The sequence below is a fragment of the Pseudarthrobacter quantipunctorum genome (assembly GCF_045291495.1).
GTDB lineage: Bacteria > Actinomycetota > Actinomycetes > Actinomycetales > Micrococcaceae > Arthrobacter > Arthrobacter quantipunctorum.
Map to the genome: position 1 here is coordinate 1,470,334 of NZ_CP148033.1, position 20,620 is coordinate 1,490,953.

21 protein-coding genes are annotated in these 20,620 nt (G+C 64.0%); 17 read left to right on the forward strand and 4 right to left on the reverse strand.

The features are described from left to right. Positions 1–2: 2 nt before the first annotated feature. Positions 3–902 (reverse strand): glycosyltransferase, encoded by a 900-nt coding sequence (locus tag WHH00_RS06735; RefSeq protein WP_406637548.1) that lies wholly within the window; start codon positions 900–902, stop codon positions 3–5. A gap of 286 nt (positions 903–1,188) precedes the next feature. Here WHH00_RS06735 and WHH00_RS06740 point away from each other — a divergent pair, with 286 nt between their 5' ends. The 14 genes from WHH00_RS06740 (at position 1,189) to WHH00_RS06805 (ending at position 14,690) form a co-directional block, all read left to right on the forward strand. Next, entirely contained in the window at positions 1,189–2,301 is a 1,113-nt protein-coding gene (locus WHH00_RS06740) for an MraY family glycosyltransferase (RefSeq protein ID WP_406637550.1), read from the forward strand. Between the two features lie 108 nt (positions 2,302–2,409). Beyond that, complete coding sequence (locus WHH00_RS06745) at positions 2,410–2,892, forward strand: hypothetical protein (protein WP_406637552.1); 483 nt, start codon at positions 2,410–2,412, stop codon at positions 2,890–2,892. After that, positions 2,885–3,223 carry a hypothetical protein gene (locus WHH00_RS06750; protein ID WP_406637554.1) on the forward strand — a complete coding sequence of 113 codons (339 nt, stop codon included), beginning with the start codon at positions 2,885–2,887 and terminating at the stop codon, positions 3,221–3,223. The genes WHH00_RS06745 and WHH00_RS06750 overlap by 8 nt, the downstream gene beginning before the upstream one ends. 81 nt (positions 3,224–3,304) lie before the next feature. After that, positions 3,305–4,105, forward strand: a complete 801-nt coding sequence (gene atpB / locus WHH00_RS06755; RefSeq protein WP_066277093.1) for a F0F1 ATP synthase subunit A — start codon at positions 3,305–3,307, stop codon at positions 4,103–4,105. 108 nt (positions 4,106–4,213) lie between these two features. After that, positions 4,214–4,417 (forward strand): ATP synthase F0 subunit C, encoded by a 204-nt coding sequence (atpE, locus tag WHH00_RS06760; protein ID WP_009356484.1) that lies wholly within the window; start codon positions 4,214–4,216, stop codon positions 4,415–4,417. A gap of 52 nt (positions 4,418–4,469) precedes the next feature. Continuing rightward, the gene (locus tag WHH00_RS06765; protein ID WP_188811879.1) at positions 4,470–5,021 is read left to right on the forward strand and encodes a F0F1 ATP synthase subunit B; all 552 of its coding nucleotides are present in this window, start codon (positions 4,470–4,472) and stop codon (positions 5,019–5,021) included. Beyond that, complete coding sequence (locus WHH00_RS06770) at positions 5,021–5,848, forward strand: F0F1 ATP synthase subunit delta (RefSeq protein WP_406637557.1); 828 nt, start codon at positions 5,021–5,023, stop codon at positions 5,846–5,848. The genes WHH00_RS06765 and WHH00_RS06770 overlap by 1 nt, the downstream gene beginning before the upstream one ends. A gap of 79 nt (positions 5,849–5,927) precedes the next feature. Further along, positions 5,928–7,565 (forward strand): F0F1 ATP synthase subunit alpha, encoded by a 1,638-nt coding sequence (atpA, locus tag WHH00_RS06775; protein ID WP_066277086.1) that lies wholly within the window; start codon positions 5,928–5,930, stop codon positions 7,563–7,565. 73 nt (positions 7,566–7,638) lie between these two features. Further along, positions 7,639–8,529 (forward strand): F0F1 ATP synthase subunit gamma, encoded by an 891-nt coding sequence (locus WHH00_RS06780; protein WP_231455043.1) that lies wholly within the window; start codon positions 7,639–7,641, stop codon positions 8,527–8,529. A gap of 83 nt (positions 8,530–8,612) precedes the next feature. Continuing rightward, the gene (gene atpD / locus WHH00_RS06785) at positions 8,613–10,067 is read left to right on the forward strand and encodes a F0F1 ATP synthase subunit beta (protein WP_066277082.1); all 1,455 of its coding nucleotides are present in this window, start codon (positions 8,613–8,615) and stop codon (positions 10,065–10,067) included. 1 nt (position 10,068) lies between these two features. Further along, the gene (locus WHH00_RS06790; RefSeq protein ID WP_406637560.1) at positions 10,069–10,353 is read left to right on the forward strand and encodes a F0F1 ATP synthase subunit epsilon; all 285 of its coding nucleotides are present in this window, start codon (positions 10,069–10,071) and stop codon (positions 10,351–10,353) included. 10 nt (positions 10,354–10,363) lie between these two features. Beyond that, positions 10,364–10,795: a DUF2550 domain-containing protein gene (locus tag WHH00_RS06795; protein WP_188727892.1), complete on the forward strand. Its 432-nt coding sequence runs from the start codon at positions 10,364–10,366 to the stop codon at positions 10,793–10,795. Positions 10,796–10,800: 5 nt separating this feature from the next. Next, positions 10,801–12,111 (forward strand): alpha/beta hydrolase, encoded by a 1,311-nt coding sequence (locus WHH00_RS06800; RefSeq protein WP_406637563.1) that lies wholly within the window; start codon positions 10,801–10,803, stop codon positions 12,109–12,111. Further along, positions 12,108–14,690, forward strand: a complete 2,583-nt coding sequence (locus tag WHH00_RS06805) for a bifunctional lysylphosphatidylglycerol flippase/synthetase MprF (RefSeq protein ID WP_406637565.1) — start codon at positions 12,108–12,110, stop codon at positions 14,688–14,690. Before WHH00_RS06800 ends, WHH00_RS06805 begins: the two co-directional genes overlap by 4 nt. Before the next feature lie 167 nt (positions 14,691–14,857). On the opposite strand, the gene WHH00_RS06810 is transcribed toward WHH00_RS06805, so the two are convergent. Both WHH00_RS06810 and nucS read right to left on the reverse strand, forming a co-directional pair. Beyond that, entirely contained in the window at positions 14,858–15,061 is a 204-nt protein-coding gene (locus WHH00_RS06810; RefSeq protein WP_406637567.1) for a cold-shock protein, read from the reverse strand. 302 nt (positions 15,062–15,363) lie between these two features. Next, positions 15,364–16,059 (reverse strand): endonuclease NucS, encoded by a 696-nt coding sequence (gene nucS, locus WHH00_RS06815; protein WP_406637569.1) that lies wholly within the window; start codon positions 16,057–16,059, stop codon positions 15,364–15,366. 104 nt (positions 16,060–16,163) lie between these two features. Here nucS and WHH00_RS06820 point away from each other — a divergent pair, with 104 nt between their 5' ends. After that, positions 16,164–16,520, forward strand: a complete 357-nt coding sequence (locus WHH00_RS06820; RefSeq protein ID WP_231455038.1) for an ATP/GTP-binding protein — start codon at positions 16,164–16,166, stop codon at positions 16,518–16,520. A 42-nt stretch (positions 16,521–16,562) separates the two neighbouring features. Next, positions 16,563–17,363, forward strand: a complete 801-nt coding sequence (locus WHH00_RS06825; protein ID WP_406637571.1) for an alpha/beta hydrolase — start codon at positions 16,563–16,565, stop codon at positions 17,361–17,363. Between the two features lie 9 nt (positions 17,364–17,372). On the opposite strand, the gene WHH00_RS06830 is transcribed toward WHH00_RS06825, so the two are convergent. Further along, positions 17,373–18,554 (reverse strand): AI-2E family transporter, encoded by a 1,182-nt coding sequence (locus WHH00_RS06830; RefSeq protein WP_406637573.1) that lies wholly within the window; start codon positions 18,552–18,554, stop codon positions 17,373–17,375. A 341-nt stretch (positions 18,555–18,895) separates the two neighbouring features. Between WHH00_RS06830 and WHH00_RS06835 the strand changes: the two genes are divergently transcribed. After that, the gene (locus WHH00_RS06835; RefSeq protein ID WP_406637575.1) at positions 18,896–20,599 is read left to right on the forward strand and encodes a hypothetical protein; all 1,704 of its coding nucleotides are present in this window, start codon (positions 18,896–18,898) and stop codon (positions 20,597–20,599) included. The last annotated feature ends 21 nt before the right edge of the window (positions 20,600–20,620 follow it).

The window sequence follows — 20,620 nt, forward strand, 5'->3', positions numbered from 1 at the left end:
CGTCACTGGAACTTCTGGTCCTCCAGCGGGGCAAAGCCCTTCCCGCGCAGGCCGGTGGTGAAGGACCTGGCCCAGCCGACGAACCCCCGCAGGTCCCGCCGCTGCGCGAAGTAGCCCACATAACCGCCCACGTCCGCAACAAAAGAGCGGACACGGAAGTAGCGGCGGATCAGGTAGCCGCGGTTCCGGTAATAGTAGTAGCGCTTGAACGCGGACTCCGGAACGATGACGTGCCAGCCTGCGCCAAACACATGCTGGGTTTCGGAAAAAGCATGCGGGTGGGTGATGGCTGTGGTGGTCACGGTGCCAAACCTGATGCCCGCCTTGCGCAGCCGGATGGTGAAGTCGACTTCGTCGCCACGGATAAACAGCCGCATGTCCGGCAGGCCCACTTTGAAGAAGACATCGGAGCGGATCAGCGCCCCGTTGAAGAAGTGGCCGTCGTTGGGGAGGAAGCCAAGCTTCTCCACCTCGGCGCGGCTGTGCGTCACCTTGCCGTCGAGGCGGAAGAAGAAGGAAAGCCGGTCCGGCTGGCCGGGCGCGGTCACAAGCGGAACCACCGCCTCAAGGTCCCGTGCCTCAGCCTCACGCAGCAGCGTGGCGAGGCATTCAGGATCTGCCGGCTCGGCGTCGTCGTCCATCATCCAGATCCACCTGGCGCCGCTGGCCACTGCCTTGAGCGCTGCCAGGGCGAAGCCGCCCGCACCGCCAAGGTTGGCCTCCGAACGGACGTAGTCGACGTTCGAATGCAATCCGGCTGCTTCGCGCGCCGGGGTCTTGCCGCTGTCAACAAGGCAGATTGTGTCCACCGCAGCAGTCTGGGCGTTGATGGAATCCAGCAGGACAGCAAGTTCCTTCGGCCTGTCGAAGGTCACGGCAGCAACTGCTATGCGGGGGGTCATGGGGGTCCTTTCAGCATGGCTGACAGGGATTTCCCCGCTCGCAATGCGCCAGTGTGGCGCGAAGCCATGAAGCTGTTGGCGCTAGTATCTTTGACTAGAGTCCACTGTAATACAGCCCTGTACGGCACTGCGTATGAGGAAATACGCGCTGCCTGCCGCGCGCTCGGCGACGGAGAAGTTTCATTTATCGAAGAACAGATTCCCGGCCAGTGAGCCCAATAGCCAAGGACCAGCTGCCAGTGCCGTTGCCTGCCTCCAGCGTCCCCCCGGAAACGGAACCCGCCCCATGATCATGTACCTGCTGATGGGACTGACGGCTGCCGTTGTGTCCTACGCGGCAACGTGGGGGGCACGGGTCGTCGGTCACCGGCTCGAGCTCCACATGCCCATCCGCAGCCGCGACATGCACTCCATTCCCGTGTCCCGCCTGGGCGGCGTGGCGATCTTCCTCGGCGTTATGGTGGCCCTGATCGTTGCCAGCCAATCGTTTTTCGTGAAGGACATCTACCGGAACAACTTCTCGCCCTGGGGTGTCCTCGCAGGCGCTGCAGTCATTGTCCTGGTGGGCGTCGCCGACGACCTGCTGGACATCCGGTGGTGGGTAAAGCTGATCGGCCAGAGCATTGCAGGCCTGACCGTAGCCACCTGGGGAGTCCAGATGAGCATCGTCCCCTGGGTTCCCGAACCGGTCTACCTCGAGAATGAAACAGTCCGGGTCCTGTTGACCGCCGGGCTGATTGTCACCACGATGAATGCGTTCAACTTCATCGACGGGCTGGACGGCCTTGCCGCGGGTGTCGCCATCATCGGCGGCACTGCGTTCTTCTTCACCGCCTACTGGGTGCACCGCAATGCGGTCCTGCTGGACTATTCAGACCTCGCCACCCTCATAACCGCCGTCCTGGTGGGCAGCTGCCTGGGCTTCCTGCCGCACAACTGGTTTCCGTCCAAGATCTTCATGGGCGATTCCGGCGCCATGCTGATCGGGCTGCTGATGGCCTCCGCCGGTGTGGTGTCCACGGGACAGATCACCTCGGGACTCTACGACAGGGTCAACGGCATCTCCACGGTGATTCCCATCCTGCTTCCGTTCGCGGTGCTCTTCCTTCCGCTGCTGGACCTTGGCCTGGCCGTGGTGCGACGGACTGCCCGCGGCCGCTCACCCTGGTCCGCCGACCGCGGCCACCTGCACCACAAGCTCCTGGACATCGGCTACTCGCACCGCACGGCAGTCATCCTGATGTACCTCTGGACCGGGATCCTCTCCTTCGGGGGACTGGCCTTCGCCATCTTCCCCTGGCAGATCGTGCTGTCGGTTGACCTCTTCGCCACCCTGGTCATGGGCCTCGTCACTGCCTGGCCCTACCTGGCACGCCGGGGCGAAGAGAGCCGGGCGTAACGTCCGTGCAGAAATATTTCTATCTCATGTAGAATTTAGGGGCAGCCAAAGCTGCCCCTCCACACAGCCTGTTGATGATCTGCCGCAGGTGCCGACGATTGGGATCTAATGACCTCCAACGCCGAGTCCGGACCGCTGTCCGGCAACGGAAACGTTGGCGCATCCGGCCCCACGCCGTCACTCTGGCTGCACCTCCTCAAGCTGAGCTCGATCGCTTCGGCGTTCGGATTACTTCTTTGCGCTGTCCTGGCCTTGCTGCTGGATGGCATGGACGGGGCGCTGTCCAGTACGTCCGGTGGCCTGCTGGTGATGCTGTTCTTCGGGATCAGCCTCCTCGTGGGGCACTTCGTGGGCCGCACCAACCCCTCCGGAGCCATCGGAATGTTCGTGGCAACCTACTTCGTCAAGGTGGTCGGCTTCGCCGTCGTCCTGTTCGTCGTCGGAGCGCCGCAGTGGCTGGACGGGCGCTGGTTTGTTGCCGGTGCTGTCACCGCCGTTGTGCTGTGGCAGGCTGCTGAGGTCTACGGTTTCAGCAAAGCGCGCCTCCAGATTTACAACGATCCACAAACCAAGGAAAACCCCGATGCCTGACCCGAAGAAGCCCCATGACGGCCGCAACGGCAACGGCGGATCGAGCGGTTCCGCTCCCGGTGTATCAGGCGACGGAACCAGCGGCGGATACAACGCCGGCATGGCCGTATTCAGCTACATCATTGGCGGAATCATCGTCTGGAGTTTGATAGGGTGGGGACTGGATTACGTGTGGGGAACGCGCTGGATTGTGCTCGCAGGCGCTCTGCTTGGAGCCGTCGGAGGTTTTTACCTTTCCCACATGCATGGCCTTACCAGTTCTCGAAACAACGCTGGGGAGCGCCATGCTGCCAGCGGGCCGTCCCAGGACGGCGACACTAATGCCAAATAATTTCACAGGGGGAACAGCAGGCCATCAGGCTGCCGGTCCCCGCCCAACGCCCAATGATGGACACTGCAGAGAGGAAACGCGTTGATCGCGCTTGCGCTCCCGGCCCAAGATTCAGGAGAGTTCACTCCTCCTGGTATTAACGAAATGCATTTGCCGGCAATCCTGCCGTGGGGTGCCGCAGAAGGATTCTCCAAGCAGATGCTGCTGGTCCTCCTCTCTGTCGTCTTTATCGCCGTCTTCTTCGTGCTCGCCGCACGCAAGCAGCAGCTGGTACCCGGCAAACTCCAGTTCGCCGGCGAGGCCGCCTACGGCTTCGTCCGCAACGGAATCGCCAAGGACATCATCGGCGGCAAGGACTTCATCAAGTACGTCCCGCTGTTGTTCAGCCTCTTCTTCTTCATCCTGGTGAACAACATCTACGGCGCCATCCCGTTCTTCCAGCTCCCCACCTTCTCCCACGTGGGCGGTGCCTACGTGCTGGCGGGCATCGTCTACTTCACCTGGATCGCCATCGGCGTCAAGAAGAACGGCCTCCGTTACTTCAAACTGGCCACTGTGCCCTCAGGTGTTCCCTGGTACATCCTTCCGATCGTGATCCCGATCGAGATCATCTCCAACTTCCTGGTCCGGCCGGTCACCCACAGCCTCCGTCTGTTCGCCACCATGCTGGCAGGCCACCTCATCGTGATGATCGCCGGCTACGGCATCGAATTCCTCGTCATGCAGGAGAACATCCTGCTCAAAGGATCCTCGCTCCTGGTCCTCGGCGGCGCGATCGCCATGTACATGCTTGAAGCACTGATCATGGTCCTGCAGGCCTACGTCTTTACCCTGCTGACCGCGATCTACATCGAAGGCGCGCTTCACGCCGACAGCCACTAGGCACCCGCCGCACGGCACCGTGCCGGAAGGCACACAAAGACTTCCCCTCGCGGGGATAGAGCAACCCAAACAACCTGCCACATGGGTGGCATCTTGAAAGGAAGAAAAATGGAAGGCAATCTCAACCTCGTAGGTTACGGTCTGTCCGCAATCGGCGGTGGTATCGGTGTTGGCCTCGTATTCGCTGCCTACATCAACGGCGTTGCACGCCAGCCGGAAGCACAGCGCGTCCTGCAGCCGATCGCATTCCTCGGCCTTGCGCTCACCGAAGCCCTCGCCATCCTCGGCCTGGTCTTCGCCTTCGTTCTCTAGTCCTTAGAGCGAAGCGAACTTACAGAACCGAGTAGAAAAGGACGGGTGAAATATGAATCAGCTGATCATCTCAGCCGCCACTGAGGGCGAAGTCAACCCCCTGGTTCCCAATGTCTGGGAAATGGGCGTTGTCCTCGTGGGCTTTGCCATCCTCATGTTCATCGTGGTCAAGTTCGTTGTCCCGATGTTCGAAAAGACCTTCGCCGAGCGTGCTGAGGCCATTGAAGGCGGCATTGCAAAGGCTGAAAAGGCCCAGGCTGAGGCTTCTGCTGCACTCGAAGAGTACAAGCAGCAGCTGACCGACGCCCGCACCGAAGCCAACCGCATCCGTGAGGAAGCCCGCGCCGAAGGTGCCCAGATCCTTGCGGATCTCAAGGAGAAGGCAGCTGCAGAGTCTGCCCGCATCACGGCCCAGGCGCACGCACAGATCGAATCCGAGCGCCAGGCGGCCGTTGTGTCCCTGCGCTCAGAGGTCGGCACCCTGGCCACCACCCTGGCTGGCCGGATCGTCGGCGAATCGCTCAACGATGACGAGCGCGCAGCTCGGGTCGTAGACCGTTTCCTGGCTGATCTGGAGACCCAGAACGCAGGTGCAGCTAAGTAATGGCAGGCGTATCGAGCGAATCGCTGGCAACAGCGCTGACAGCGTTGGAAGCCAAGCTTCCGACGGCGTCGCTGCAGCTGGCAAAGGAACTCTTCGGAATTCTGGGAATGGTGGACAGCTCGGCTGGCTTGCGCCGCGCCCTGACTGACCCGTCCCGCAACGGTGACGAAAAGTCGGCGCTGGTCAGGCAGCTGGTTGGCGGAAAAGTCTCCGCTGATGCTGCAGAGATCGCGGGCGGACTGGCCAGCTTGCGCTGGGCAACCGCACGTGACATCGGCGATGCACTCGAGACTCTTGCCGCAACGGTGGTCATTTCCGTTGCCGAAAACAAGTCGGCCGTTTCTGCCTCCGGAATCACTGGCCTGGAAGAACTGGAGAACGATCTGTTCTCCTTCAACCAGGCTGTTGCCTCCAGCCACGAGGTACAACGTGCTCTGTCCGAAACACAGGCCAGCGCTGCTGCCAAGTCGGCATTTGCCGAAAAGCTGGTGCCCGCCGCCAGTGAGGAAGCAAAAGTCCTCATCCGGCAGGCCGTCACCGAGCCCCGCGGCATCAAGCCCACCCGGCTGGTGGAACGTTTCGCGGAGCTTGCGGCCAAGCGCCAGCAGCGCTGGATTGCAACGGTCAATGTGACCCGTCCCCTGACGCAGACGCAGCTTGCACGCCTCCAGGCGGGCTTGAACGCCATGTACGGGCGGGAACTGAAGATCAACGTCAACGTTGATCCGGCACTCATTGGCGGCATCCGCGTCCAGGTCGGTGACGAAGTGCTCGACGCTTCGGTACTCACCAGGCTGGGCGAGCTGCAACGCCAGCTGGCCGGCTAGCCGGACAAGCACAAACAAACTGATAGAAACCCCGGTCATCGGCAACGGTGATCACAAAACAGGAGAGCAGGGACTGCAGATGGCCGAATTGACCATCAACGCCGACGACGTCCGTAATGCGCTGAACGAGTTCGCGGCGTCCTACGAACCCGGAAACGCAGAACGCGTAGAGGTCGGCCGCGTATCTACCGCTGGTGACGGCATCGCCCGTGTTGAGGGCCTTCCCTCGGTCATGGCGAATGAGCTGCTTCGCTTTGAGGACGGCACGCTGGGCCTGGCCCAGAACCTCGACGTCCGCGAAATCGGCGTCATCATCCTCGGCGACTTCACCGGCATCGAAGAAGGCCAGGAAGTCCACCGCACCGGACAGGTTCTGTCCGTTCCCGTGGGCGACGCCTTCCTTGGCCGCGTAGTCGACCCGCTGGGCATGCCCATCGACGACCTCGGCGAGATCAAGGCCGAAACCACCCGCGCACTGGAGCTCCAGGCTCCCGGCGTGACCCAGCGCAAATCGGTGCACGAGCCGATGCAGACCGGACTCAAGGCTATCGACGCCATGATCCCGATCGGCCGCGGCCAGCGCCAGCTCATCATTGGCGACCGCCAGACCGGTAAGTCGGCAATTGCGATCGATACCATCATCAACCAGAAGGCCAACTGGGCTTCGGGCGATGTGACCAAGCAGGTGCGCTGCATCTACGTGGCTATCGGCCAGAAGGCGTCCACCATCGCCGCCATCCGCCAGACCCTTGAGGACAACGGCGCACTGGAGTACACCACCATCGTGGCGTCTCCGGCTTCCGACCCCGCCGGCTTCAAGTACCTTGCACCGTACGCCGGTTCGGCCATCGGCCAGCACTGGATGTACGGCGGCAAGCATGTCCTCATCGTGTTCGATGACCTCTCCAAGCAGGCTGAGGCCTACCGTGCAGTGTCGCTGCTGCTCCGCCGTCCGCCGGGCCGCGAAGCCTACCCGGGCGACGTCTTCTACCTGCACTCCCGCCTGCTTGAGCGTTGTGCGAAGCTCTCCGACGAACTGGGTGCCGGTTCCATGACGGGCCTGCCGCTGATCGAGACGAAGGCGAACGACGTTTCCGCCTACATCCCGACCAACGTCATCTCCATCACCGACGGCCAGATCTTCCTGCAGTCGGACCTCTTCAACGCCAATCAGCGTCCCGCTGTTGACGTGGGTGTGTCCGTGTCCCGCGTGGGCGGCGCCGCACAGGTGAAGTCCATGAAGAAGGTCTCCGGCACGTTGAAGCTGGACCTTGCCCAGTACCGCGACATGCAGGCATTCGCCATGTTCGCCTCGGACCTGGACGCCGCGTCACGCCAGCAGCTGACCCGTGGTGCACGCCTCATGGAGCTGCTCAAGCAGGGCCAGTACTCGCCGTTCCCGGTGGAGAACCAGGTTGTGTCCATCTGGGCCGGCACCAACGGCTACCTGGACGACGTTCCGGTTGAGGACATCAGCCGCTTCGAGTCCGAGTTCCTGGAGCACCTGACGCACAAGTCCTCGATCCTCACCACGCTGGCGCAGACCAACGTGCTGGACGATGACACCGCGGCAGCTCTGAAGTCGGCCATCGTCGACTTCAAGAAGGGCTTCTTCGGCGAGGGTGACAACCACCTGGTGGGTGCGGGGCATGAGGAATATGCCGCCATCGACGAGGGCCAGGTTGACCAGGAAAAGATCGTCAAGCAGAAGCGCTAGTTCCACTGGCCGGGTGTGCCGGGTCCGCAGGACCCGGCACACCCGGCCTACGGAACGCTAGGAAAGGATAAGTATGGGAGCCCAGATCCGGGTCTACCGCCAGAAGATCAGCTCGACCACGTCGATGCGCAAGATCTTCAAGGCGATGGAACTGATCGCTACCTCGCGCATCGGCAAGGCCCGTGCGCGCGTAGCAGCTTCACTGCCTTACGCGAACGCGATCACGCGCGCCGTTTCTGCTGTCGCAAGCCAAAGCGAAATCGACCACCCGCTGACCACTGAGCCGGAGCAGATCCGCCGTGCCGCCGTCCTGGTAATTACCGCGGACCGTGGACTGGCAGGTTCGTACTCGGCCAGCGTGCTCAAGCAGGCGGAAGGTCTCATCGAGCTGCTCCACGAAGAAGGCAAGGAAGTCAAGACTTACGTCGTTGGACGTAAGGCCCAGGCCTACTTCGATTTCCGGAACCGTGAGTATGCACGGGTTTGGACCGGAGGGACGGATTCGCCTGAGTTCAGCACCGCGCGCGAAATTGGCGAGGCACTGCTGGCCGAGTTTGCGACCGACTACGAAGAGGGCGGCGTGGACGAAATCCACGTGGTTTACACCCGCTTCAAGTCCATGGTCACCCAGGAGCCCACGGTCATCCGCCTGCTTCCCCTGGAAGTAGTGGAAGAGCAGGCCGCTTCTGAATCGGACCTGTTGCCGCTGTACGAGTTTGAGCCGGAAACGGAGCGCGTTCTCGACGCCCTGCTGCCGCGCTACATCGAGTCACGCATCTTCGCGGCAATGCTGCAGGCAGCAGCTTCTGAGCTTGCTGCACGCCAGCGGGCCATGAAGTCCGCCGGCGACAACGCCACGGACCTCATTAAGAAGTACACGCGTCTGCGCAACACGGCCCGCCAGGCTGAAATTACGCAGGAGCTTTCCGAGATTGTTGCCGGCGCCGACGCCCTCGCGTCCTAGCCTGCACCAGACCGGATTCCGCTGGACCTGCACCACCACAGATAAACTTAAACCCACGCCATCTACTGAGTGAAGTGAGAGAGATGACTGCCACTGCTACCGAACACGTAGCCGCAACGTCCGGTGCCACCGGCCGCATTGCGCGCGTAATCGGCCCGGTTGTCGACGTCGAATTCCCGGCCGACGCAATCCCGTCCATCTACAATGCCCTCACCACCGAGATTACTCTCAACGGTGTAACCAAGACCATCACGTTCGAGACCGCCCTGCACCTGGGCGACAACCTCATTCGCGCCATCTCCCTGCAGGCTACCGACGGACTGGTCCGCGGAACCAACGTAGTGGACACCGGTGCCCCCATCTCCGTACCCGTTGGCGACGGCGTCAAGGGCCACATCTTCAACGTGCTGGGCCAGCCCCTGGACGTTGCAGAGTCGGAACTGGACATCAGCGAACGCTGGCCGATCCACCGCAAGGCACCCAGCTTCGCCTCGCTGGAAGGCTCCACCGAGATGCTGGAAACCGGCATCAAGGTCATCGACCTCCTCACCCCCTACATCAAGGGTGGAAAGATCGGCCTGTTCGGCGGCGCCGGCGTGGGCAAGACGGTTCTGATCCAGGAAATGATCACCCGTGTGGCACGCAACTTCGGTGGTACCTCGGTATTCGCCGGTGTTGGCGAGCGTACCCGTGAAGGTAACGACCTCTGGGTTGAAATGGAAGAGGCAGGCGTCCTCAAGGACACCGCCCTTGTGTTCGGCCAGATGGATGAGCCGCCGGGAACGCGCCTGCGCGTGGCACTGTCCGCACTGACCATGGCGGAGTACTTCCGCGATGTGCAGAACCAGGACGTGCTGTTGTTCATCGACAACATCTTCCGCTTCACCCAGGCAGGTTCCGAGGTTTCCACCCTCCTCGGCCGTATGCCGTCCGCTGTGGGCTACCAGCCCAACCTGGCAGACGAGATGGGCCTCCTGCAGGAGCGCATCACGTCCACCAAGGGCCACTCCATCACCTCGATGCAGGCCATCTACGTTCCCGCAGATGACTACACCGACCCGGCTCCGGCGACGACCTTCGCACACCTCGACGCGACCACGGAACTTTCCCGTGAAATCGCCTCCCGTGGTCTGTACCCGGCCGTTGACCCGCTGACGTCGACCTCCCGCATCCTGGATCCCCAGTACATCGGCAAGGACCACTACAACACGGCTGTCCGCGTGAAGCAGATCCTGCAGAAGAACAAGGAACTCCAGGACATCATCGCCATCCTCGGTGTGGATGAACTCTCCGAAGAGGACAAGATCGTGGTGTCGCGTGCACGCCGCATCCAGCAGTTCCTGTCCCAGAACACCTACACCGCCAAGCAGTTCACCGGCGTTGAGGGCTCCACGGTTTCCATCAAGGACACTGTGGAAGGCTTCACAGCGATCTGCGACGGCGACCTTGACCACATCGCTGAGCAGGCGTTCTTCAACGTCGGCGGTCTCGACGACGTCGAGCGCCAGTGGGCCAAGATCCAGGAACAGACCAAGTAATATGGCTGAGCTTGAGGTTGAGATTGTCGCAGCGGACCACTTCGTGTGGTCCGGAGCGGCCAAGATGGTCAAGGCCCGCACCAGCGATGGTGAAATCGGAATCCTGCCCGGCCACTCGCCCCTGCTGGCGATCCTGGCCGAGGGTGAACTGGCGATCCAGCCGGTATCGGGAGACCGTATCGCGGTAGACGTCGACGGCGGGTTCTTCTCCGTGGACAACAACCGCGTGGTCATCGTTGCTGACAACGCCCAGCTGCGCGGCTCGGCTACCGCTGGGATCCGCTAGCATCACCTTGATGGACGCTTCGAGTCTTCCGTTCATCGCCATGGCAATCGCTTTCGGATTGCTGATCTTTGCACTGTGCCTTTCGGGGGTGCGCCGCTTCAACCTGCGGCGTGCCCTCGGCACGGTGGACGCCTCCATTTGCATGGCTGGAAACAGCTGGCAGATGGGGGTTTGTCGTTATCAGGACAACGACCTTGAGTGGTTCCGCCTGATCTCTTTAAGCGTCCGGCCCAAACACAAGTTCAAGCGCCACAGCCTTGAACTTCTGGGCCGCCGCAAACCGACGGAGGCCGAGGCCGTGAAGGTCCAGCCCGACGTCGTGATTGTGGAACTGCGCTATGAAGGCAAGGACCTCCGCCTCGCCATGAAATTCGACGCCTACACCGGCCTCTCGTCCTGGCTGGAGGCCGGTCCGGTCATCGGCGTCGGCACCTGGCGCTAGCCGGCGTGGACTGGCTCTTCGATGTCCGGCTCGTGGACGGGCCGGCCTACTGGGTTTCCCTCGTCCTGGGCCTCGCCGGGGCCCTATACCTCCTGGTGCCCCCTGCCGGCATCCGCCCCCGCCCGTGGCTATACCGGATCCTGGCTGCCGCGGCTGCGGCGCTGGTATTGGTCGGCGCCGTGCACTGGGCCCTCATTAACGTCTTCTCGGTCTTCCCCGCGAACATCCCGAACGCTGTGCTGCTCTGGGTGGCGGTGGGTGCAGCTGCGCTCATCCTCCTGGTCCTGCGGCTGCCGCGCGGCGGGTGGCGAAGCCGCGCCTCCGGCCTTGCAGCGGCACTTCTGGTGGCGGTTCTCTGTGGCGTGCAGATCAACACCTACTATGGGCTCAACCGCACCGTCAGCGATCTCTTTGGTACGGCTCTGGCCCGGATCCCCGTTTTGGAGCAGGAGCTGATGCGCCAGCCCGGGGAGTCCGACGGCGTCCAGCTTCAGGGATGGGCACCGCAGGGGGAGATGCCTGCCGTGGGAGCCCTGCGACGGCACGTTATCCCGGGGGACGTTTCCGGAATGGATACCCGGGAAGCCTACATCTACCTCCCTCCCGCCTACTTTGCGCAGAACCGTCCCGCCCTCCCGGTGCTGGTGCTGGTGGCGGGGCAGCCGGGCGGTCCGGCAGACTGGCTGACCGGAGGCCAGCTCCAGTCCCACCTGGATTCCTATGCCGCCGCGCATGGGGGAGTCGCGCCCGTGGTGGTGGTGCCAGACCCCAACGGATCACAGTCCGCCAACACCATGTGCATGGACAGCCGGATCGCACGCGCGGACACCTACCTCGCGCAGGACGTTCGGCAGTGGATAAAGTCCACGCTCGCCGTCGATACAGACCACCGCAAATGGGCCGCCGGCGGGTTCTCTTTCGGCGGTACCTGCGCGCTGCAGCTGGGCACCAGGCATCCGGACCTATTCCCCTCGGTCTTGTCCTTCTCCGGCGAGGCGGAGCCGGCGATTGCCAAGGAGCGCCACAAGACCATCGAGGCGTCCTTCCCCGGAGACCCTGAGGCCTTCATCCGCCAGACGCCGCTGGCCATCATGGAGCAGCGGCGGTTCGAAGGAAGCGGACTGTACCTGACCGCCGGGCAAGACGACCCCGAATTCATCGGATACCTCCGCACCCTGGCCGCTGCGGCGGAGGAGGCCGGGTTTACGGTGCGCTCCTACGAGGTGGAACACACCGGCCACTCCTGGGATACATCCTCGAAGCGTATTGCGGACGCACTCGATTTCCTGGCCGAGCGGTGGGGACTGAGCGGGTGACCGCGGAAAAACAGGTGCGGACTGCCCGCCTTGCCTGGTCCACGGTGGCGCTGCCCGCCCTCCGGGATGCAGGGGCCGCGCTGAAGTCCGCGCCCTTCACACTGGGCATGCTCGGACTCTTCCTGGTGACGGCGGCAGTGACCGGGAGCTTCGCGGCGGGGCCACCCGAACAGCTGATGGGGCTTGCGGGAGTCAGCGGTCCCGGGCTCCGGGACGGTAACTGGTGGTCCCTCTTCACCAGCCTGTTCTTCGCCACAAATCCGGCTGCTTACTTGGTGGCTGCCCTGATGATCGTTGTGCTGCTGGGTCCCGCCGAGCGCAGGCTGGGAACCCGTGCGGCCGTTGCGCTGTTGCTGGGCGGCCAGTTTGCCGCCGTCACGCTGTTCCTGTTGGTGACCCAGGTTGCCGGATACGTCGGGGACGGCTGGCTGGACCGGATGGCCGATGATGTCCTGGTTGGCCCGTATGCCCCGCTGCTGACCGCAGGCCTGGCGGCAAGCGCGCGGCTGCCGGTCCTGTGGCAGCGCCGGCTGCGGACCGCAGTGCTGTCCATCTCGCTCCTGCTGGTCCTGTACGTGGGGCACGCTGAAACTGTTATCGGATTCCTGGGCGCCGTGCTGGGGCTTCTGGCGGGGTGGTGGATCCAAGGGGACCACGGCCAGCTGCACCGGCACCGTTCAACGGGGCGGGAAACAAGGAACCTCCTGGCCCTTACCGTCGCCGTGTTTGCCGTGGGGCCGATCCTGACGGGCGTCGCCAGGGCGCCCACGGGTCCGCTGGCCCTTCTGCGCGACGTGGTCCTGAATCCGCTCCCAACGCTGGGCCAGCTGGCGTTCAACTGCGGCGCCACGGTGGAGGCTTCCTGCCTGGAAGCGGGCCGGGCAGGTTTTGCCGGCCCGGTCGGGCTGGCCCTGGCGGTGGTTCCGGTGGCCCTGCTGCTGATCTGTGCGGACGGCATGCGCCGCGGCCGGCGCCTTGCCCTGAACATCGCCATCGGCATCCAGCTGGCAGTAACGTCCATGGCCGCCGTCTACCTTGCCCTCTTCGCCCTGCTGACCTCAAGGGGCCAGGTTCCCAATGCCGGACCAATGGGTTCCGCGTTTGCCCACGTCCTTCCCCTTGTGGTGGTGCCGCTGCTGCTTGCCCTGGTCTTGTGGCTGAACCGGCGGCAGTTCCGGGTGCAGACAGCGCCGTCCGCGCGCCGCCTGCTTGCCGTGGTGGCGGGAGGAACATGGCTTGCCCTGGCCGGCTCCTACGCGCTGGCCTGGTTCTGGTCAGGAGGGCTGGAGCGCGACGGCGGGTTGCTGGGACTGCTGGCCGAGCTGGCCAGGCAGTACGTCCCCATTCCCATCCCGCAGCACTACCGCGGCATTTTTGCGGACCGCAACGTCCTGGAGTCCGTTCTTTTTGCCTATTCCGGACCGGTGTTCTGGGTCATCGCGCTGGCGGCAGTGTGGTGGGTGCTGTTGGGCAAGGCCCATGGCACCGATTCCGGCGTGGAGGACAGGGAGAGGGCCCGGTCGCTGCTGCGCCAGGGCGGCGGCCCGCTCTCGTGGATGGCGCTGTGGGAACCCAACACCTACTGGTTTAGCCCCGACGGGAAGGGTGCGGTCGCCTTCCAGCAGCACGGGAGTGTTGCCCTCACCCTCGGGGGAGCCTTCGGACCCAAGGAGGCACAGCAGCGTGTCACCGGGGAATTCCTGGCCTACTGCCGGAGCCACGCGCTGATTCCGGCGCTGTACTCGTGTGATGACACACTGTGGCCGGCCCTGCAGGAACAGGGGTTCGCCCGGGTAGCCGTTGCCCAGGAAACACGGTTGCCGATCCGCGAGCTCGAGTTCAAGGGAAAGGAATGGCAGAACGTCCGGACAGCGCTGAACCGGGCCGCCAAGCTGGGCGTGCGTGCCGTCTGGGGGCCGTACCACTCGCTGCCGGCGGCGCTCCGGTCCAGGTTGAGCGAGGTGTCCGAGGAATGGGCGGCAGGAAAGTCTGTCCCTGAGATGGGCTTCACGTTGGGCGGCGTGGACGAGCTTGAGGACGAGGAGGTGCTGTGCTGCCTCGCCGTGGACGGCAACGGAACCGTCCACGGCGTGACCAGCTGGCTTCCCGTGTACGACGGCGGGCGGCTGGTCAGCCGGACGCTGGACGTCATGCGCCGTGGCGCCGAAGGATTTCCCGGGGTAATGGAATTCCTCATCGCCTCTGCGGTCCTGGAGCTGCGCGGCTCCGTGGAGGTCATCTCCCTGTCCGGTTCTCCGCTGGCGAAGGTTCCCGTAGGTCAGGAAGGTTCCCTTGGGAACGGTGCTGCCGGGAACCCGGGTGGCGGGGAGGAGGGGCAGCCGGGGCCGGAGAACCTGGTAAAGATCCTGGACCTGGTGGGGCATGCGCTCGAACCTGTCTACGGCTTCCGGTCCCTGGCGGCGTTCAAATCCAGGTTCAAGCCCGAGTACCGCGCGCTGTACCTTTACTACCAGGACTCGCTGCACCTGCCGGCCATTGGCCGCGCGCTGACCCGTGCCTACCTTCCCGGACTTTCGCTTGCGCAGGGCGCCCGCCTGGTGCGCAGTTTGGTGAAGTGAATATCGGCGCAGTTTTTGACGAATTTCCCGCCGTTTATGGGGGCGGCCGGAATCCCAACGCGCTGTGTTTTGAATTTGTGCGACTGTAAAGCGGCATAAAAAATGGCCCCGGCATGAATGCCGGGGCCATTTTCGCTGCCGGCCGCAGGTGCGGCGGCGGGCGAAGACTAGACCAGCGTTACGCCGGTAGCCTGCGGACCCTTTGCGCCCTGGCCGATTTCGAACTGAACGCGCTGGTTCTCATCGAGGGTCTTGAAGCCGCCGGTCTGGATTTCGGAGTAGTGGACGAAGACGTCCCCATCCGAATTATCCGGGGTAATGAAGCCGAAGCCCTTTTCAGCGTTGAACCACTTGACGGTTCCCTGTGCCATTTATTTCTCCTCATTGTGGAACTTTTTAAGATCGGCACACCTCGTGCCGGCCTTGGTCACTCCGCGAGAAGAATCCTGGTTAGCTGGTCCCGGAAAGGGAACCGGCGGTGCAGGAGCTTCGCGCTCGCAACTTGTCTTGCGAGCATGAAAAAACACCTACACAAAGACTGAGATAAGAATTTCATGCCCGTTCCCGCAGGTCAACGGTTTTGGCTTCCAAACGGATAAATTTTGGGCAAAGAGGAGGTGAATGCGCACGTCAGGCGCAGGTTCAACCGTCCCTGAACTGTCAGGGGCCACAGTCAGAAAAGGCGGGATTCGCTGTCGTCAACGCCCCGCATGGCGTCGTAATCCAAGGTGACGCAATCGATGCCCCGGTCATAAGCAAGGACCTTGGCCTGCGGCTTGATTTGCTGGGCTGCGAAAATTCCGCGGACCGGGGCCAGCAGCGGGTCGCGGTTAAGCAGCTCAAGGTAGCGCGTCAGTTGCTCGACGCCGTCGATGTCGCCGCGCCGTTTCAGCTCAATGGCCACCGTGGCGCCCTCGGCATCACGCGCCAGGATATCCACCGGCCCGATGGCGGTGAAGTATTCACGGCGGATGAGGGAGTAGCCCGTCCCCAGTGTTTCAATCTGTTCTGCCAGCAGCCGCTGCAGGTCTGCCTCCACGCCATCCTTGATCAGCCCGGGGTCCACGCCGAGATCGTGGGATGACTCATCGAGTTTTTCATGGATGTTGATGATCAGCCGGTCGTCAGTCTTGGCCGACTGGACGGTCCACTGCTCCATCACCCCCAGTTCAAGGTCCACATCCTCCGGCGAGGCAACCCGGAGGGTGGCCGGGGGGCTCATCCAGTTGAGCGGCTTGTAGGAACCGCCGTCCGAATGGACCAGGACGGAGCCGTCGGCCTTCACCAGCAGGAGCCTGGTGGCAAGCGGGAGGTGGGCTTTAAGCCGGCCAACATAATCAACGGAGCATCGGGCTATGACAAGTCGCACGCCGTACAGACTACCGTCTGCCGCGCACGCAGGTGGCAGGCGGTGTCCCACCCAGCGAGGGCGGCCCGCAGGAAACCGCGCGGCGGCTGGGGCAGAATGGATGCATGCCGCGCTCCAACCGACCCCGCCGTCCCGTGTCCGGGAAGGGTTCCGTGTCCGGAAAGGCGGGGGCTGGAAGGAAGGGCAGCCGGGAGGTTCCCGAGCTTGACCTCGAACGCGCGCGTGCCGGGATTGCCCGGCGGGAGAGCGCCCCCGACGGCGAGTGGATGGTCCGCACCATGACGGCCAGGAACGCGGAGAAGACGTATATCTGCCCCGAGTGTTCCACCGCCGTGCAGCCCGGTGTGGCCCACCTGGTGGTCTGGAAGGACGACCACCTGTTCGGCGCTGCCGCCGGACTGGCTGAGCGCCGGCACTGGCACACCAACTGCTGGATGTCGCGCAGTTACCGCTACCGCTGACGTGTGGGCAAAGATGCGCCCGCTGGCGCTAAGCTGGCAGGCATGAGTTTTGATCCGGCGTCGTACGAATTCCGCCAGGGCCCTGGCCCCACTCCTATCCGTGCCTCCACCGTGCTGCCCGCGAAACGTGAACTGGTGCAGCTGGAAACGGAAGACGGCCACACCCTGGTGGCCGAGCTGGCGCTGCCGGAAACCGGGCCCGTGAATGCCACGCTGATCACGCTGCATCCTCTTCCAACGCACGGCGGCTTCATGGACTCGCATGTCTACCGCAAGGCGTCGTACCGGCTGCCGGCGCTCGCCGGCATCGCAGTGCTGCGGTTCAACACCCGCGGAACCGCATCCCCGCACGGAACAAGCAGCGGGGCCTTCGAGGAAGGCGTCGGGGAACGCCACGACATGGAGGCGGCGGTCCGCTTCGCCGTCGAACGGGGCCTGCCCAACCGCTGGCTGGTGGGATGGTCCTTCGGCACGGAACTTGCCCTGATGTACGGAGCCGTGGAACCGGTGGCGTCCCAGGTGGAGGGAGCGGTCCTGCTTTCACCTCCGCTGCACCGGGCCACTGACAAGGACCTGCTCCAGTGGGCCTCCTCAGGCAAGCCGCTCACGGTACTGGTTCCCGAGCACGACGACTTCCTCAAGCCTGCAGAGGCGGCCGAACGCTTCAGCCTGGTGCCGCAGGCCCGCGTGGTGGGCGTGGACGGTGCCAAGCACCTGTGGGTGGGGGAGAAGTATGCGGCCAGGGTCCTCAATGAAATCGTGGACGAAGTCAGCGGGGCAGGATCTGGCGCCGCGGGGCTGCCGCAGGAGTGGGACGGGCCTGTGGCTACGGCCTCCGCCTAAGGAGCCTGGCTAGTGCTGGTCCTGGCGGACGATGTAGATCTCCCTGACCAGCAACAGGACGGCAGCCGCCGTGGGAATGGCGATGAGGGCGCCGAGCACGCCCAGCAGGCTGCCGCCGGCGATGACGGAGATAACAGCCACGGCGCCGGGGACCGCAACGGCCTTCTGCATGATGCGCGGGGAGATGAAGTAGGCCTCGAACTGCAGGTAGGAGAAGTAGCAGATTCCGTAGATGGCGGCGGTCTGCCAGCCCTCGGTGAGCGAGACCAGCAGCACCACGATCCCGGCAATCATGCCGCCCACCAGCGGAATGAACGCGAGCAGCGCCACCACGAAGGCCAGCAGCAGCGCGAAGGGAATTCCCACGATTGACATCACGATGAAGGCAAAGGTGGCGTTCAGGAGGGCCACCACCGCCTGTCCGATCACGTAGTTGCCCACCGAGCGGGTGATTTCCTCGGACAGGGCCTCCACCCGGTGCCGGCGGGACCGCGGCGCAAGCCGGTAGCCCCACTTCTTCATCGCGGGCAGGGCGGCAAGGAAGTACAGGCTCAGCACCAGGACGATCAGGGTGCCGAAGAGGCCGTTGGCCACGGTGGACCCGAAACCGACAACGCCGCCAAAGATTCCCCCCATGGCGGCGGGGTCGTTGACGAACTTGTCCAGCTCTTCCGTGACCCGGTCACGGACACCGAACTGGTCGTCCAGGCTGCGGAAGAACTCGGAGTCGATGAAGTCCCGGATCCACACCGGCGCCTGCTCGACGATCTGCGTGACCTGTTCCACGATGGTTGGAATAAGGGTGGCGAAAAAGCCGACGACGGCGCTGATAAGCACCGTGACGGACAGCAGGATTCCGGCGGGGCGGGGGATCTTCCGGCCTTCCAGCCAGCTGACGACAGGTTCCAGGCCCAGGGCGATGAAAAGCGCCGCAACGATCCACAGGAGCAGTTGCGTGGTGTTGGAACCGATCCAGTAGACCAGCAGCGCAAGTCCAACGCCCACGGTTCCCATGAAGCCCAGGTACAGGGGATGCTGCGGCGAAATCCGGGGGCCGGGACTGCCAAACTGCGGCTGCACCTCGCCGTCCTCGCCGGCGTCCCCGTCCTGGCGCGTGTACTCCGGCGGCATCTCGAACCGGAGCCGTGGCTGGGCGCCCGGCAGGGGCTGGCGCAGCCGCTGTGCCAGCATCCCGAGTGCGGCCGCGGCCGGCCTCTTCCGGCGGGCAGTTCCAGGACCTTTTCCAGGGCCTTTTCCAGGACCGTTGGCGGCGGCTGCCGGCGGCTGCGTACCCCCCGGATTCTCTGGTGCCGCGGAGGATTCGTCCGTCTTGTCAGTCACTGGTTTTGGGGGCCTGTTCCGTACATGGCGCCGCGTCCGCGGGCCGGTGTGATGATCATCGCAAACACTATCAGCAGCCTTGTCAACAACAGCTGAAGGGCCTGTTCAGCGGCCTGCTGGCGCTCCTGCGGGATGCACCGATCCGGGCTCCCGATAACAAAACGGATACTATTGAAACTAAACCCCCGCTGATGATAGGTGTTCCCTTGCGTTTAAAGACTGCAGTCGCACTCGTGCTGCTCGGCCTCCTGACACTTTTGGCCGGCATCGGCCAGAGGACCATCTGGGCCCCCTCCGAGACCTTTACGGCTTCCGCACCGGCCGATGTTGCCGGGGCGCCGATCACCGTGATCAACCAGGACCTGCGGACCCTTCATGGCGGGACAGTCAAGATCGACATCGAGGGTGACGGCAACTTTATGCTGGCCGCCGGCAGGCCCGACGATGTGGAGGCGTGGGTTGGCCAGGCCGCCCACAACACCATCTCCGGCGTCTCCGAGGACGAAAAGTCGCTGCAGGTTGAGCACGCCGACGGCGAGGCCACCGCACCGAACCCTGCCGGCTCGGACCTCTGGGTTTCCACCGAGAACGCCAGCGGCGAGCTCGAGTACTCCTGGACCCCGCCGGCTGACGGTGACTGGACGCTGCTGCTGGCCTCGGACGGAACCCAGCCAGCGCCTGCCTCCATCTCCATGACGTTCCCGAACGACACCTCCACCCCCTGGGCTGTTCCACTGATGGTCCTTGGTTCCCTGCTGGTGATCGGCGGAATCGTCCTGGCTTTGCTCTCTGCCCGCAGGCGCAACGGTGAAGGCGACGGCGAGGGCAGCGGTTTTGCCCGGCGTGCCCGCGCCCGCAGCGAGGCAAAGTCGTCCTCCCGGGTGACCATGGCTGCCGCCGGCGTGGTTGCCGCTGCCGTGGTGGCCGGCACGGGTGTGGCCGCAAATGCCACCTCGCCTGCGCCTGCCCCGGAGCCGTCCGCATCGGCGTCGCCCGCTGCGCAGGAGGCAGGTTCGCCCGTCCTGCTGGATGCCCAGTTCCGGCGGATCCTGGAACAGGTCTCCAGCGCCGTTGATGCAGGGGACGCCGCAAAGGATGCTGCCAAGCTGGCCGACCGGGTGGGCGGGACCGAGCTGGAAGTCCGCACCCAGAACTACAAGATCCGTTCACAGGTGGGCTCCTACGAGCCGCGTATGCCGGTGCGTTCCACCAAACTCCTCACCACTGTTGTGACCAGCGACCGCGAGTGGCCGCGGTCCGTCATGGCCGTTACCCAGGGTGAAGGCAACGTAGTGCCGCAGCTGCTGACCCTGGTCCAGGCCTCGCCGCGCGAGAACTACAAGCTCGTGGAAACCAACCCCCTCCAGCCCGGGACCACTTTCCCCACCATCAGCCGGGACGGCACCGAAACGCTGGCCCCAGCAGACAAGACCGGCCTGCTCTACAGCGGGGAAGAAGCCCTGTCCGGCCTGGCCGACCGCCTCACCTCCGAAGATTCCGCCTTCAAGGACAAGCTGGTGGAAGGCGAGTCCTCGCCGTACATCGCGGACACCCTCTCCTACCAGGCCGAAGTGGTGAAGGCCGGCGAGAACGGCAACTTCTCCTTCACCCACAAGGTGGTTCCCGAAAGCACTGTTGTTTTCCGTACGGCTGACGGCGGCGCGCTGGTCCTGGGCCGGATCAACTTCGGCTTCGAGGGGACCCCCAAGGCCGCAGGCGACAAGCTGACCATCGGTGACGATGCTGCAGCGCTGGCCGGCGGCAAGGAAACCACCACCGGCATGGTCCTGAGCTTCGCCGAGTCGGTGGCCGTGTACGTTCCGCCGGCAGGATCAACGGACCCGATGAAGCTCGTGGCGGCAACCCGCGGCCTGACGGGGGCCAGCTTCAAGTAATCCCCCTCCCGGCAGTAGCAC

Excerpts from the sequence above, each read along its gene's own strand:
- WHH00_RS06795 (WP_188727892.1), top strand. The coding sequence starts at position 10,364 with ATGGACGCTTCGAGTCTTCCGTTCATCGCCATGGCAATCGCTTTCGGA.
- WHH00_RS06745 (WP_406637552.1), top strand. The coding sequence starts at position 2,410 with ATGACCTCCAACGCCGAGTCCGGACCGCTGTCCGGCAACGGAAACGTT.
- WHH00_RS06810 (WP_406637567.1), bottom strand. The coding sequence starts at position 15,061 with ATGGCACAGGGAACCGTCAAGTGGTTCAACGCTGAAAAGGGCTTCGGC.
- WHH00_RS06770 (WP_406637557.1), top strand. The coding sequence starts at position 5,021 with ATGGCAGGCGTATCGAGCGAATCGCTGGCAACAGCGCTGACAGCGTTG.
- atpE (WP_009356484.1), top strand. The coding sequence starts at position 4,214 with ATGGAAGGCAATCTCAACCTCGTAGGTTACGGTCTGTCCGCAATCGGC.
- WHH00_RS06820 (WP_231455038.1), top strand. The coding sequence starts at position 16,164 with ATGCCGCGCTCCAACCGACCCCGCCGTCCCGTGTCCGGGAAGGGTTCC.
- WHH00_RS06780 (WP_231455043.1), top strand. The coding sequence starts at position 7,639 with ATGGGAGCCCAGATCCGGGTCTACCGCCAGAAGATCAGCTCGACCACG.
- atpD (WP_066277082.1), top strand. The coding sequence starts at position 8,613 with ATGACTGCCACTGCTACCGAACACGTAGCCGCAACGTCCGGTGCCACC.
- atpA (WP_066277086.1), top strand. The coding sequence starts at position 5,928 with ATGGCCGAATTGACCATCAACGCCGACGACGTCCGTAATGCGCTGAAC.
- WHH00_RS06835 (WP_406637575.1), top strand. The coding sequence starts at position 18,896 with ATGATAGGTGTTCCCTTGCGTTTAAAGACTGCAGTCGCACTCGTGCTG.
- WHH00_RS06740 (WP_406637550.1), top strand. The coding sequence starts at position 1,189 with ATGATCATGTACCTGCTGATGGGACTGACGGCTGCCGTTGTGTCCTAC.
- WHH00_RS06765 (WP_188811879.1), top strand. The coding sequence starts at position 4,470 with ATGAATCAGCTGATCATCTCAGCCGCCACTGAGGGCGAAGTCAACCCC.
- WHH00_RS06830 (WP_406637573.1), bottom strand. The coding sequence starts at position 18,554 with ATGCTGGCACAGCGGCTGCGCCAGCCCCTGCCGGGCGCCCAGCCACGG.
- WHH00_RS06735 (WP_406637548.1), bottom strand. The coding sequence starts at position 902 with ATGACCCCCCGCATAGCAGTTGCTGCCGTGACCTTCGACAGGCCGAAG.
- WHH00_RS06790 (WP_406637560.1), top strand. The coding sequence starts at position 10,069 with ATGGCTGAGCTTGAGGTTGAGATTGTCGCAGCGGACCACTTCGTGTGG.
- WHH00_RS06825 (WP_406637571.1), top strand. The coding sequence starts at position 16,563 with ATGAGTTTTGATCCGGCGTCGTACGAATTCCGCCAGGGCCCTGGCCCC.
- WHH00_RS06750 (WP_406637554.1), top strand. The coding sequence starts at position 2,885 with ATGCCTGACCCGAAGAAGCCCCATGACGGCCGCAACGGCAACGGCGGA.